General features: G+C 65.2%; 11 protein-coding genes and 2 pseudogenes. 2 read left to right on the forward strand and 11 right to left on the reverse strand.

The window, feature by feature from the left end:
• From AC1D34_RS11905 to psrA, 7 genes and pseudogenes are all read right to left on the reverse strand, one after another.
• Window positions 1-649 (reverse strand): annotated as a pseudogene (locus tag AC1D34_RS11905) (hypothetical protein); the annotation flags it as partial.
• Window positions 650-818: 169 nt separating this feature from the next.
• Window positions 819-2,269: pseudogene (gene phnY, locus AC1D34_RS11910) on the reverse strand (phosphonoacetaldehyde dehydrogenase).
• A gap of 10 nt (window positions 2,270-2,279) precedes the next feature.
• A complete protein-coding gene (phnA, locus tag AC1D34_RS11915; protein WP_476824297.1) occupies window positions 2,280-3,527 on the reverse strand; it encodes a phosphonoacetate hydrolase in 1,248 nt (415 codons plus the stop codon).
• A 128-nt stretch (window positions 3,528-3,655) separates the two neighbouring features.
• Entirely contained in the window at window positions 3,656-4,459 is an 804-nt protein-coding gene (gene phnE / locus AC1D34_RS11920; protein WP_441493472.1) for a phosphonate ABC transporter, permease protein PhnE, read from the reverse strand.
• Between the two features lie 20 nt (window positions 4,460-4,479).
• On the reverse strand, window positions 4,480-5,289 hold the full coding sequence (phnC, locus tag AC1D34_RS11925; protein ID WP_441493473.1) for a phosphonate ABC transporter ATP-binding protein: 810 nt from the start codon (window positions 5,287-5,289) through the stop codon (window positions 4,480-4,482).
• Window positions 5,290-5,322: 33 nt separating this feature from the next.
• Window positions 5,323-6,201: a phosphonate ABC transporter substrate-binding protein gene (gene phnD / locus AC1D34_RS11930; protein WP_441493474.1), complete on the reverse strand. Its 879-nt coding sequence runs from the start codon at window positions 6,199-6,201 to the stop codon at window positions 5,323-5,325.
• Between the two features lie 83 nt (window positions 6,202-6,284).
• Window positions 6,285-7,376, reverse strand: coding sequence for an iron-containing alcohol dehydrogenase PsrA (psrA, locus tag AC1D34_RS11935; RefSeq protein ID WP_476824298.1), 1,092 nt, complete (start codon window positions 7,374-7,376; stop codon window positions 6,285-6,287).
• A 120-nt stretch (window positions 7,377-7,496) separates the two neighbouring features.
• On the opposite strand from psrA, the gene AC1D34_RS11940 reads away from it, so the two are divergent.
• Entirely contained in the window at window positions 7,497-8,366 is an 870-nt protein-coding gene (locus tag AC1D34_RS11940) for a LysR substrate-binding domain-containing protein (protein WP_441493476.1), read from the forward strand.
• A gap of 60 nt (window positions 8,367-8,426) precedes the next feature.
• Here AC1D34_RS11940 and AC1D34_RS11945 read toward each other — a convergent pair whose 3' ends face one another.
• Window positions 8,427-9,050, reverse strand: a complete 624-nt coding sequence (locus AC1D34_RS11945; protein ID WP_476770860.1) for a TetR/AcrR family transcriptional regulator — start codon at window positions 9,048-9,050, stop codon at window positions 8,427-8,429.
• A gap of 105 nt (window positions 9,051-9,155) precedes the next feature.
• Here AC1D34_RS11945 and AC1D34_RS11950 point away from each other — a divergent pair, with 105 nt between their 5' ends.
• Window positions 9,156-10,181 (forward strand): saccharopine dehydrogenase NADP-binding domain-containing protein, encoded by a 1,026-nt coding sequence (locus AC1D34_RS11950; protein ID WP_476824299.1) that lies wholly within the window; start codon window positions 9,156-9,158, stop codon window positions 10,179-10,181.
• Window positions 10,182-10,283: 102 nt separating this feature from the next.
• Here AC1D34_RS11950 and AC1D34_RS11955 read toward each other — a convergent pair whose 3' ends face one another.
• The 3 genes from AC1D34_RS11955 to AC1D34_RS11965 form a co-directional block, all read right to left on the reverse strand.
• Window positions 10,284-11,933: a SulP family inorganic anion transporter gene (locus tag AC1D34_RS11955; protein WP_476824300.1), complete on the reverse strand. Its 1,650-nt coding sequence runs from the start codon at window positions 11,931-11,933 to the stop codon at window positions 10,284-10,286.
• Between the two features lie 402 nt (window positions 11,934-12,335).
• Window positions 12,336-12,761 (reverse strand): hypothetical protein, encoded by a 426-nt coding sequence (locus AC1D34_RS11960; RefSeq protein ID WP_476824301.1) that lies wholly within the window; start codon window positions 12,759-12,761, stop codon window positions 12,336-12,338.
• A 205-nt stretch (window positions 12,762-12,966) separates the two neighbouring features.
• Window positions 12,967-13,773 (reverse strand): IclR family transcriptional regulator, encoded by an 807-nt coding sequence (locus tag AC1D34_RS11965; RefSeq protein ID WP_441493481.1) that lies wholly within the window; start codon window positions 13,771-13,773, stop codon window positions 12,967-12,969.
• Between the last annotated feature and the right edge of the window lie 139 nt (window positions 13,774-13,912).

Raw genomic sequence — 13,912 nt, forward strand, 5'->3', positions numbered from 1 at the left:
CGATGAGCGTCACGACAAGCCAGGTCAGAACATTGAGCCAAAAGAGCGGTGCCGGATCGTATCCCGTGTCGGTGGAGAAGATCAGGTTGAGCACCAGGATCGTGATCAGCGCGACGATGTTGCCCAGGACGGCGATGCCCCAGAAGGACCAGCCGAGACTCAGCTCGCCGCGCCAGTGCCGGACGATGAAGTTCTTCCGGGGATTGGTGGGGCCAGCCGGCTCGATCGGTGGTGGCAGGAGGCGCGCCTGCCGATCGGCCTCGGGGCCGGATGCCGCCGCAGCGGACGAAGGCGCAGCAGGCGCGGCGATATCGCGCGCAGCACCGCGCATGGGCGGATCAGCCCGATTGAAGGCCATCGATTTGGGCTTTGTCCGCCCGCGTGCAGCCGCGCCACGGCTACGCAGGAAGTCGATGGCAAATACCGCCAGTTGGGGAAGGACGTATGTTCCAAAGGAGTTGAAAAAATCTGGATCGCCGCCATCGGCCATTCCCAGACCGCCCAGCAACGTTGCGATGGTCAGTGAGAGCCCATTGGCGATGAACACGCGGGAGGTGGTGGTGAATCTGCGAATGAGCGCGGAGATGATCGTCGTCAGAATGACGGCCAACAGAAAGGCGCCGATGAATTGCCCGAACGCGATAGCCACGACAGTCTCCACTGACCTAACGTAACCATACAGAGAGACCTGGGGCGTCCGCTAGCGGGGGATGAAGCTGGATTGTGGACGGCATGGCTGGCGAGCCGGCTAAATCCACGCACGGGCGGTCTGTTCCGGACGCGCACCGGACGATCGGCGCGCGTTGCGGCGGCGGAGATCAACTCGTCCAGGGCAGGGACCATGTCTTGACGTTGGTGAAGCTCTTCATGGCTTCGACGACGCCCTCCTTGTAGCCGAGGCCTGAATCCTTGATGCCGCCGAAGGGCGACATCTCGATGCGGTAGCCGGGAACCTCCCAGAGGTTGACGGTGCCGACCTCGAGCTCCGCGACGAAGCGCTGGATGTAGTCGAAGCGGTTGGTGCAGACGCCCGAGGACAGGCCATAGGCCGTCGAATTCGAGATCCGGATCACCTCGGCGATATCGTTCGGCACGCGGATGATCGGGATCACCGGGCCGAAGGTTTCCTCATGCACGAGCTCGCAGGCGTAGGGGATGCGGTCGACCACGGTCGGATGGAAGAGCGCACCCTCGGCCCGCTGGCCGTAGAGCACTTCGGCGCCTTGCGTCACCGCGTCGTCGACGCGGCCCTGGAAGAGCGCGGCCGAGCGGGCRTTGATGACGGTGCCGACATCGGTTGCCGGATCCATCGGGTTGCCGCATTTCAGCGTCTTCGCCTTCTCGACGACCAGTTTGGCGAAGGCGTCGGCGACGCTCTCGACCACCAGGATGCGCTTCACCGCGGTGCAGCGCTGGCCGGARTTCTTGGTCGCACCRGTGACCGCRAGCTCGGCCGCCTTGTCGAGRTCGGCATCCTCCATGACGATCAGCGGGTCGTTGCCGCCGAGTTCGAGCACGATGCGCTTGTAGCCGGCGGTATTGGCGATGTGCTTGCCGACCCGGACCGAGCCGGTGAAGGTCACCAGATCCGCATCGGGATCGGTGATCACGCATCGCCCATGGTCGASGGGTTGCCGGTGACGACCGAGAGCATCTCGGGCGGCAGSCCGGCCTCGTAGAGCACGTCGGCGAGYGCGAGCGCGGTCAGCGGCGTCAGCTCGGTCGGCTTCAGCACGAGGCGGTTATTGGTGGCGATCGCCGGCGCCAGCTTGTGGCTGACCATGTTGAGCGGGTGGTTGAACGGCGTGATCGCCGAGATCACCCCGAGCAAGGGCTGGCGCGTCGTGAAGATCTTGCGTGCCTTGCCGTTCGGCGAGATGTCGCAGGAGAACATCTCGCCATCATCCTTGATGGTGAGCTGGGCCGCAAAGGACCAGACGTCATAGGCSCGGCTCGCCTCRTAGAGCGAATCCTTCCAGCACAGYCCGGCTTCGGCCGTGATCAGCCGGGCGAACTCTTCCTTGCGGTCGCGCAGCARCTCGGCCGTCTTCTGCAGGATCTGCTGGCGCTCATAGCGGGTCAGTGTCGGCYTGAAGGCGCGCGCCTTGGCGAAGGCCTCGCGGACATGCTCGGGCCGCGCCGCCGGCACCAGGCCGACGACGGAATTGTCGTAGGGATTGCGGACCTCGACCATGTCGTCGGTCGAGACGAGCTTGCCGGCGATCCGCATCGTCTCGCGGCGGGGTGTCGGGCTGAAGGGAGCGTTCATCACCAGGTCCTCACGCCGCGACGCAATTCAGGGCGACGTCAAAGACGTCGAAATTGCGCAATGGCCCCTGCGGCCAGTCGACGGCGCGGTTGACCAGCATCGGCACAAGCTGCTCGGTCAGGCCGCCATGCGAGCGCAACGGCTCGGTCAAACCCGCCAGGTCGTGCCGCGCGGCGCTGGTCCCGAGCACCTTGTGGCGGGTCGAGATCACCACGATGTCGCCGATCCGGTCGGCCGGGAGCGAGAAGCGGGCGCAGGCAGCGCCGCTGTCCAGCACGACCTCGACGCCGTTGGTGGCTGCGAGCTCGGCGATGAGCGCCCGGCCGTCCGTTCCCTCCGACAGATAGATGGTAGCGAAGGAGCCGAGCGCGCCGTGATGGGCGACATAGGGGTCGGTGATCGGCAGGATCACGCGCGCCTGGCCGGCGCCGCATCGCGCGTCGACCCAATCCTGGAGATAGAGCACATCGGGCTCGCCCGAGGCGAGGTGCTTATCGTTCATGCCGTGATCGGCGGTGAGCGCCAGCACGCAGCCGAGCGCATCGAGTTCGCCGATATAGCGATCCATCATCGCATAGAAGGCGTTGGCTACCTCGCTGTCCGGTGCGGCCTTGTGCTGGATATAGTCGGTCGTCGAGAGATACATGACGTCCGGCCGGAACGTCCTGATCAGCTTCACGCCCGCTGCGAAGACGAACTCCGAGAGATCGGCCGAGTAGACCTCCGGCAGGGGCTTGCCGACGAAGGAGAGCAAGTTCTCGATGCCGTTCTCGGCCAGCGTCGCCTTGTCGGCCTTTTCCGAGGAGAAGGCGATCGAGCGGCCGCTCTTCGGATCCAGGCCCTTGCCGAGCAGGGTGCGAAGCTTGTCCTTGGCGGTGACGACGGCAACCTTGGCGCCGGCCTCCTCAAAGGCCTGCATGATGGTGCCGGTGCGCATGAAGCGCACATCGTTCATCATCACCTCTTCGCCGGCCGCCCGATCGTAGAAATAGTTGCCCGCGATGCCGTGGACTGCCGGCGGCTGTCCGGTGATGATCGAGATGTTGTTCGGATTGGTGAAGCTCGGGATCACCGAGCGCGCCAGCCGGTAGGAGCCGGCGCGCAGCAGGCKGTCGAGATTGGGCGCCAGTCCCCTGGCGATGGCCGCCTCGATATAGCCGGGCTCGGAGCCGTCGATGCAGACCACGACGGTCGGAACCTCCGGCAGGCGATAGCTGCGGCCATTGGCGGCCACGATGTTAGGGGCTCGCGTGAGCATGGGTCTTCCTTTCGAGAAGCGGACTTGGCGCTTCAGCGACATGGGCTGGTCGAGGCAGGGGGGAGCGCGGGCGGCCCGCGCCGGGAAGGTCAGTTGACCGTGGCGAGGGGCGCCACGGTCGAAGGGCGTTAGCGGATCATGGCCCGGACACGCGATGAGATGAGATCGGCCGCAAGCACCATCGCCAGGATCATCAGGATGCAGGTCGCGGTATCCTGGTACTTGAAGAGCTTCATGGAGGAGACGAGCTCGAAGCCGATGCCGCCGGCGCCCACCATGCCGAGCACGGTCGACTGCCGGACATTGGTTTCCAGCCGGTAGAACACCGTGCCCAGCCAGGTCGGCAGCACCTGCGGCAGGACGCCGAAGAAGAAGGTCTGGAAGGGCCCGACGCCGGCCGAGCGGAAAGCCTCCAGCGGTCCCTCGTCGATATCTTCCATCGCCTCGGCGAAGAACTTGCCGAGCATGCCGGCCCCGTGGATCGCAAGGGCCAGAACGCCCGCGAAGGGGCCAAGGCCGATGGCGGCGACGAAGATCAGCGCCAGGATGATCTCGTTGATGCCGCGCATGCAGTTCAGCACCTGGCGCGTGGCGTGATAGACGACCGGGCTCGGGCTGAGATTACGGGCCGCAAAGAAGCAGATCGGCAGCGCGATGACGACGCCGAGCAGCGTGCCCCAGACCGCGACCTGCAGGCTCTCCAGCGCCGGCTTCCAGAGTCGATCCAGAAAATCCGGGTTGGGCGGCATCATGCGGACCAGGAAATCCCACATATAAGGGATGCCGTTCCACAGGTTGCTGGCATTGATCTGCGAACCGAGCGCGGCCCACCACAGGAAGACGACGATCGCGAGCGACAGGGCGCTGACGCCCCACCAGCCGAAACGGCCCTGCGGCGGACGAAGGACGAGTTGCAATGTACCGAATGACATGATCGGGCTCCCCGTCGCGTTCAGGCTGTTGCGGTGGCGATGAGCGGCGTCAGCACCGGCTGAGCCAGCGCGCGCGGCTTCAGGACGCGGCTGATGCCGGGGTCTTCCAGGCCGGGATAGATCTGGTGGACGATCTCGGAGGTCAGCTGGTCCGGCGTGTCGTCGAAGATCACCCGGCCGCCGCTGAGCCCGACGATGCGCTCACCGAACTCGACGGCATAGTCGACCTGGTGCAGGTTGCAGATCACGGCGATGCCTTCTTCCTTGCAGATCGCCTTGAGGTATCCGAGCACGACGCGCGACGTTTTCGGATCGAGGCTCGCCACCGGTTCGTCGCACAGGATCACGGACGGCTGCTGGGCCAGCGCCCGGGCGATGCCGACCCGCTGCTGCTCGCCGCCGGAGAGCTGGTCGCCGCGCGCATTGGCCTTGTGCGCCAGCTCGACCCGCGTCAGGCATTCCATCGCGATATCGACATCGCGCCTGGGAAAGAGCTGCAGCATCGACAGGAAGGAGGACAGCCCGGCCATGCGGCCGACGAGCACGTTCTTCAGCACCGAGAGGCGCTTCACCAGATTGTGGTGCTGGAAGATCATGGCGACGGGCCGCTCGCCGCGCACGCTGCGCTTGGCATCGAAGACGGTGCCGTCGATCAGCGTCCGCCCCGCATCGGGCTGGGCGAGCCCGTTGATGCAGCGCAGCAGGGTCGACTTGCCGGCGCCGCTGGGGCCGAGCACGACCAGGAACTCGCCCGCTCTCACGGTCAGGTCGATGCCCTGCAGCACCGGCCGACCGACATAGGACTTCTTCAGTCCTTCGATCTTGATCATCTCGGATCCTCCGCGGAACCGCGCCAGGCGCGGCTACTTCATCTTGGCCAGATCGAGATTCAGCACCTTCGCTGTGTCCCGGATGATGTCGTAGGCCTGGTCATTGGTCTCGACGAAGCGGTTGAGCTTGCCCTGATCGGCCCAGGTGATGTCCCTGATGTTCAGGAAGGCGGTCCTGATCTGCTTCTTCAGGTCGTCGGGCAGGTTCTTGCGCCAGCAGGTCGGCGATTCCGGGATCGGGTCGGAGCGCCAGACGACCTGGATGTCGGCGGGGTCGATCAGCTTCTTCTGGACCGCGGCGTCGAAGATGCGGTCGGCGATCGTCGCGGCATCGACGCGCTTGTTGGCGACGGCGAGCGCATTGGCATCGTGCGAGCCGGTGAAGAGCACGCGGCCGAAATCCTTCTCTGGATCGAAGCCGAGCTTCATCAGCCCGGCCTTCGGGAAGAGGTGGCCGGAGGTGGAGGAGGGATCGACGAAGGCGAAGGTGCGCCCCTTCAGGTCCTTCACCTCCTTGATGCCGCTGTCCTTCCGCGTGATGATCTGGGCGTGATAATAGGTGCGGCCGGACTTGGCGGTTTCGGCGGTCGCGAAGGCCTCGATCGGCGCAACCGTGGTGCCGAGCACATAGGAGAACGGGCCGAGATAGGCGACCTCGACATGGCCCGAGCGCATGGCTTCGATGACGCCATTATAGTCCGAGGCGACGAAGCCCTGGACCTTGATGCCAAGGTTCTTCTCCAGGGCGTCCAGCAATTGCTGGCTCGATTCCAGCATGGCACGGGAATCCTCCGACGGGATCAGCCCGACCCTGATCAGCTTCGTCTGGGCCCGAACCAGATGCGGCATGGCCAGAACGGCCCCCGCTGCGGCAAGCGAACCCGTCAACACCTTCCGACGCGAAATGTTCATGTCATCCTCCCGAGATGATCCGGTGGTCCTTTGACCTTGCCGGTGAACCGATTACGGGCGCCGTAGCCCTGATGTGAGTGATGTTAGGCAGCTTTGGCGGCCTGTCTCCCGATGAAATTGCGACCCCGCTCACCCTCCAGCGCCTTTGCGACCAGACGGTCCCATTCGACCGGTGACACGCCATAGGCGGCCGGGTCGGTCTTGACGCCGAGCCCTTGCAGGAACAGGCCAAGCTGTTCGGCGCCGGCATCGAGATCGCTGCCGAACACCCGCCGCAGCGCGGCATCGCATTGTGGCTGCGTGCCCATGGCCCAGCGCATCACGATCGGCAGCGAGAAGGAGCAGGCGATGCCGTGGATCGTGCCGCTTTTCAGCGTGATGTCGTAGGAGATGTTATGGGCCAGCGCCGTCTTGGTGTTCGAGAAGGCGAGGCCCGCCAGCAGGCTGGCGCGCATCTGGCGCTCCCTGAGGCCGATATCGTCGAGCCGCTCCATCAGCCGCGGCAGCGTGTCGATGATCTCGCGCGCGGCCTCCACGGCGTAATTGGCCGAGACCGGGTTGCCGTTGACGTTCCAGATGCTCTCCAGCGCATGCGAGAGCGCGTCGAGCCCGGTCGCAAGCGTCAGGCCGCGCGGCGCGCCCAGCGTCAGGGCCGGGTCGAGCACTGCAGCCTCGGGATAGAGCCGGGGATGGGCGAGCGAGTATTTGCTGCCATTTGCGGCATCCCAGACGGTGGCCCAGGAGGTGACTTCGCTGCCGGTTCCCGCCGTCGTGGGAACGGCGATGATCGGGATGATGTCCGAGGCGTCGAGCGGGACCTTGTCGACGAGATGGCGGCGCACCGTCTCGAAATTGCCGCCGCTTGCCGCGAGCACCTTGGCCGCATCGATCATCGAGCCGCCGCCGAGCGCGACGATGACCTCGGCCCGCTCTGCAGAGGCGCCGAACAGGCGGCAGGATTCGACGAGGTCAGCACAATCGGGATTGGTCTCGATATTGGCGATCGTCACCACCGGCGCCCCGGCAGCCTGTGCCAGGCGCTCAGCCAGGTCGCGGAAGATTGGCTGGTCATAGGTGACGAGCGCCCAGCGCCGCTTGCCGATCAGGCCGGCGACCTCGTTGAAGAGGCCGGCGCCAAACCGAATCCTGACGGGATTCCAATAGGCCCAATGCATGCGTTCCACCCTCGTTCCGTCTCGTCCGCCGCGCTTTCCCGGCGCTGTTGGAGTGGATGCTCACAAAGGGCGACCCAATAAACAAATTGATTTTTCAGACGTGATAGATAGAAATTTGCTATGCGTTATACGCGCCTTCGCTCGTTCCATGCCGTTGCGACGGCAGGCGGCTTCAATGCCGCTGCCGCGGAGTTCAACATCAGCCAGCCGACGCTGACCGCACAGGTAGGCGCGCTCGAGGACGAGTACGGGGTCGAGCTCTTCGTCCGGAAGGGGCGACGCCGGGAACTGAGCGACGCGGGGCGACAATTGCTGGCGATTACCACCCGCCTGTTCTCCGAGGAGGACGAGGCGATCGCCTTTCTCGAGCAGTCGCGCGAACTCAGGACCGGCCGGTTGTCGATCAGCGCGGTTGGCCCCTATCACGTCACCGAGATGCTCGCGGCCTTCAACCGCGCCTATCCCGGGATCGAACTCGCCGTGAAGATCGGCAATTCGACCGAAGTTTTGGACGATCTCTTCGAGTATCGCTGCGACGTTGCCGTGCTCGCCTATCTCGACGAGGATGATCGGCTGCTCACCATTCCCTATCGCCGGCATCCGGTTGCGGTGTTCGTGCGCGAGGACCACCGGCTCGCCGGACAGGCGAGCATCGAGATTGCGGCGCTCGATGGCGAGGCGATGATCGTGCGCGAGCGCGGCTCTACGACGCGGCGGGCCTTTGAGGAAGCGCTGGCCGCGACCAGGACGCGGCCGCGCACCGTCATGGAGATCGGCAGCCGCGAGGCGATCCGCGAGGCGGTGATCCGCGGGCTCGGCATCAGCTATGTCTCGGTCGCCGAATTCGTGCCTGACCCGGCGCTCCGCCTGATCCCGATCGCGGATGCGGAGATCTACACCTACGCGCATGTCGTCATCTTGCGGAAGCGCGAGGCCAGCCGGATCGTGCGGGCCTTCCTCAACACCGTCCGCCAGACCAAGGATATGTGATCGCTCGAACCGCTGGTGTTGGGGGGGCGCTCGGGGCCGACCCGAGCGAGAGCGCTGCGGCTACGCGGCGCGGGCCGGAGCGTGCCGGGCCGCGGTGATCAGGGCGTGCGTCATCTGCCGCAGGATCGCTGTCGCGTCGCAGGTGGACAGGATCTGCGAGCTGACGAAGGCCCCATTGATGAGCACCGAGAGCTGGGTCGCGAGCACCTCGGGATGCTTGACCCGCAGCCGCTCGGCGATGTCCTGCAGGCGCCGATGCAATTGCTGCTTATGCGTGCGGGCCACGAGCCGGGCAGGGTGATCCTCGTCCGGGAACTCCGCGGCGACATTGATCTGGGGGCAGCCGCGATAATGGGGCCGGCCGACACGCTCGCCGATCCAGGCTATATGGGCGTCGAGCTCGGCTTCGCCGTCGTCCGAGTGGCGCGCTGCCACGCCATCCCAGCATGCCCAGAAATCCTCGTCTTCCCGCTGCAGATACGCGGCGATGAGGTCATCCTTCGTGCGAAAGTGACGGTACAGGCTCGTCTTCGCGACGCCGGCCGCCTCGATGATCACATCGACGCCGACAGCGCGGACGCCACGCCGGTAGAACAGGTCGGATGCGGTCGCGAGCAGCCGCTCGCGCATGTCGACCTGGCCAGGTTCCTCAGCCAGCCGTTGGTTCGTCGGCTCCGTCCGCATGCACTGTTCTCCCTTGACGAGGCGACGATAGCAGATCTCCAGTTGACACGCTACAGACCTGTCTGTACCTGAAAGAAACAGACAGGTCTGTAGCGTGAGAGAATCATGAGCGATCAGTTCGAGGGGGCAGGGATCAGCAAGCCTGCCATCGCAGTCTACGGAGCCGCCGGACATACGGGCCGCTTCGTGATCAGGGAGCTGCTGCGGCGCGGCTTCCCGGCCATCGCGATCGGGCGAGATGCCGAGAAGCTGGCGGAGGCGGGTTTCCCGGCCGGCGTCAGGCAAGAAGTTGCAGCGCTTGCGGATTCTGCAGCGCTGGCCCGCGTCCTCTCCGGAGCGGCGGCGCTGATCAACTGCGCCGGGCCGTTCCTCGACACGGCCGAATTCCTGGTGCCGGCGGCCTTGCAAACACGCATCCCCTATCTCGACGTGACGGCGGAACAGCCCAGCGCCCGGGCGACCTTCGAGCGCTATTCCTCCGCTGCGGAAGAGACCGGTGTCGCCGTCATTCCGGCCATGGGCTTCTATGGCGGCCTGAGCGACCTCCTCGTCACAGCTGCAATGGGCGACTGGACCGGTGCGGACGAGGCCCGCGTCGCGATCGCCCTGGACAGCTGGCATCCGACCGAGGGCACGCGGGTGACCGGGCAGCGCAACACGGCAAGGCGCGTGACGATTGCGGAGGGGAGGCTGCAGCACCTGCCCGATCCGGCTCCGAACGCCGTCTGGCCCTTCGCCGAACCCTTTGGCGCGCAGGAGATGGTCGAGCTGCCTTTCACCGAGGCGATCCTGATCGACAGCCATCTCCAGCTGTCGGACCTTCACAGCTACCTGAACACGGCGCCGCTGCGCGACCTGCGCGACGTTTCCACCCCGGCGCCGGTCGCGGCCGACGCGTCCGGGCGCTCGGCGCAAAAATTCCTCGTCGAGGTCGAGATCCGACGGGGGGATGCCGTACGGCGGGCGGCCGCGCGCGGACAGGACATCTATGCCATCACCGCACCGCTCGTGGTCGAGGCCGTCGAGCGGCTCCTGAACGGCGGGAAGGCACGAGGCGGCGTCTTCGCTCCGGGCGCAGTTTTCGATGCCCGGGACTTCCTGGCAGCGCTCGCCCCCGATCTCGCGCTCTGATCACTGACGGGGTGGCAGGCGGCGGCGTTCATGCTGTGCCGCCGCCCCGGTCTCCGTCGGCACGCTGCGCGCGATGGAGTTCGATCTCGGCGAGAGTGGAGCTCATGTGCCGGCAGGCGTGGCGCCCGGAACGCGGGCCAGGAGGCCATGTGCCGCCAACGCTTCGCGAATTCCGAGATGCACCTTGTACGCGACCTCTCCGTCTTCCGGGGCAAGGAGTTTCAGCCGCTGGTCGACTTCGTCGCGCAGATTCGCGATCTCGAGCGCGATTCCGCCGACCGCGAGCCTTTGGCGGATGCTGGCCAACGCCGCAGCCGCGGTGCCATCGATGCTGGTTATCGGTGAAAAATCCAGGACAACGAGCTTGAGCCCCTGTGTCTCGGCAACCCTGTCCAGAATCCCGCGCCGAATATTCTCGACGTTGAAATAGACCCAGGGGTGGGCTGTCCTCAGGATCAGTGCGCCGAGCGCGGTGGTTGCGCTGGGGCGATTGGCAAGGTTCACGAAGCTGCTGCTCTCGGCATCGAAGCCAAGGGTGGCGATCTCCGGCCGGGTGAGCTGTGCAATGGTCAGCATGAGCGATGCCGCCGCTGCAATGAGCACCCCGTTGAGGACGCCCGCAATCAGCACGCCAAAGAACGCGACCAGCGCGATGATCCATTCCGCGAACGCAACCTGCCGCAGGTTGCCGATCTGCCGGAAGCGGACGAGATGCTTCGCGGCCATCAGCACGATGGCGGCAAGCACCGGCTCGGGCAGGTATTTGAACACGCCCGTGAAGAAGAGCAGTACGAGCAGGATCGCTGCCGAATTGACGAGCAGCGCCGCCGGCGAGACCGCGCCGCCCATGGCGTTGACCGCGCTCTGCGACATCCCGCCCGAGACGGCATAGCCCTGCGAAACACCCACGGCCAGATTGGCCGCACCAAGGGCCAGAAGCTCCCGATCCGTATCGATTTCGGTGCCGTTCTCCTGGGCAAAGCTCCTTGCAACCGAACTCGTCTCGACGAAGCCGAGGAGAAAGCAGGCAAAGGCCAGCGGTACGAGCTCCGTCAGGTCCTCCGGCTTGATCGCGGGGATACCGAAATGCGGGAGACCTTGTGGGATGTCTCCGACAATCGCGATCCCGAGTTTATCAAGGCCGAACAGGTGAGTCGCGATGATGGCGGCGCCCACCACGAACAAGGTGGTGGGCCGCCGCGGCATCAGTTTCTCCAGCACCAGAAACAGGACAACCGCGGCGATGCCCATGGCGAGCGAGGGGCCGTGCGCGGTGGGCAATTCCCGCCAAAGCTGCAGGAGACGTGGAAGGAAATTACCGGTCCCGCCAGGCAGGCCAAAGAGCTTGGGCAGTTGCGTCGACGCGATGTAGAGCGCAGCGCCCGTCTTGAACCCGAGCAGGATCGTGTCCGAGATGAAATAGGCAGTCTGCGAGGCGCGAAGCAGGCGTCCGGCGACGCAGATCAGGCCGAACACGATCGCGGTCGCGGCCGCCAAGGCGGCGTAACGCGACAGATCTCCTGCGGCGAGGGCGGACAAGCCGGTCGGAAACAGGACCGAGAGCGCGGATGTCGGCCCAACGGCGAGCTGGCCGCTCGCGCCGAACAGGGCATAGCCGGGGCCGGCCACGAGATAGCAATAGAGCCCGGCGACGGGAGGCAAACCGGCGAGCGAAGCATAGGCAAGGGATTCGGGGATCGTGAAGGCCGCCAGGGCAAGGCCCGCCGGGATATCCTGTTTGAGGTTGCCCATCTGATATCGGCGAGCCCATCCGAACAGGTTCTCGGTGAATCTGCCGATGGACGACCCGCCGCCGCGGTCGGCCTGGGGACCATTTGGTTGCATGGCGCGCCCTCACGATCGTGCCTGCGTGAATGGCCCGGCTCCGGCAAGGCCAATGCCGAAGCAGGACGGCCTGGGCCAAACCGTCTTCCAAGGTCAGCGCCGCTTACGATCAACATCAAAGAGTGCACGGCCCCGCTCATGAAGCCGCCGATGCCGGGAACCGTCCAGCGCAAACCGGCGGCCCGGCTCCCTCCACCGACCTGCAAGTGGCCGGCACTGCCCATCGTGGCGCCGATCAGGTGCCCCTCGCATGCCGAAACCAGCGTTCGGCTCAGGATAGTACCGTGAGGTTCCGCGAGCGGTGCCGTCCTATTTCGGGCAAAGCCTGTAATTGGTGCCGCTGGTGTCGTTCGCGCTGTAGAAGCGCTTGATGCGGCCATCCGGTTCCTTGGCCATGATCGCGGACACCTGTGAGGTCGAGACCGGGTTGACGCAGCCGAGCGACAGGAAGTCGCGATCGCCGACACGTTTGACCGACTGGATCCTGCATGTGGCGGCCGATGTTCTGATGYGGTCACCGCTGATGATGAAGGCCGAGACGAAAAGATCGGGTGGGCTCTTGAAGGTCATGCCGTTTCGGCCTGGTGAGAAAATCTCCTCACAGGCCGTGCCGTCGGCAAGCCAGGCTCCCTGATAGGCCGCGTAGCGACCCTCGGCTGCCCAACCATGCGAGACCAGAGCTGTTGCGGCGACAAGACCGGCGATGGCAGCACTTGCGTAAGAGGCGATAGTCATCTGTTCCCCCAATGCTCGACCTTCGCGAACTATAGCGGGTCTCTCATCCCCGTCGATGCTGTGAACGTCGATTTCCGTCCTCATGACGAGATCTTGGTTTACGTTGGGCGGCGAACGCCATGGACCGCTCATGAGGAGGGTATTCCGGAGTCGGTCAGCGGCCGTCGGGATTTCGCCGCGACCCATGCCCTTTATCACCTCAGGTTCAGTCGCTGCCCAACGCCTGGCGGATACGGCGGGCGACGTCCTGCAACTGCACGCCCACCTCATCCAGCTTCTCCCTTGGCAGCGAGAGAGCCGATCCCCCGCAGTTCAACGCAAACGGGCGTGAGCCGTGCAGCAGGATGGGCACTCCGACCGAATTGATCTCCTGCTTCCATTCCCCGACCGAGCGAACATAGCCATGCACGGCGTATTCGCTGACGGCGGTTTCGATGCCGGCCCGGGTGCTCTCGCTGTCGGGTTCATGGTCGCACAGCACGTCGACGATGCGCGATCGCGTCGCCGGATCCAGGCTTGCGAGGTAGGCGCGGCCCATCGCCGAGGTCGCCATCCGGATATGCGAGCCGATCTCGATGCCGAGATGCAGCGGGCTCGAACCACGGCATTCCTCGATATAGATCATCGTGCGCTGGTCGGGCGCGCCGAGTGCGACTGAGGCGCCGACGCGATCGGCCAATTCCTGCATCAGTGGCCGTGCGACATCCCGAATGGCCAGGTTGCCGAGCGCCGAGAAGCCGAGCGCCAGGGCTGCGGCAGACAGCGAGTACTGCCCGTTCATCGGTGAGTATTCGAGATAGCCGAGCTTGCTCAACGTGTAGGTCAGCCGCGAAATCGTCGATTTCGCCAGCCCGGTGCGGTCGGCAAGTTCCTGATTGCCCAGAGCGCGATCGCCGCGCTTGAAGGAGCGCAGCACATTCAGGCCGCGCGCCAGCGCTGTGACGAAGCGGGGGTCCTGGTCCTCATTCTCGCCCGGCAGGGCGGCGCCCACCGGCGTTTCGCGTTTGCGCATACTGCTTCGTCACCATCGCTCAGCTGATTGCGACCCAAAGAAGCGGGCCTTGAACCGATCCAACCGCCCGTGCCGGCTTGACGGTCTGATAGACCATATGCGAGAAAACTCAATAATGGAATTAAATTCCGAGGAATGG

The organism is Allobosea sp. P1_A7, from assembly GCF_056406775.1.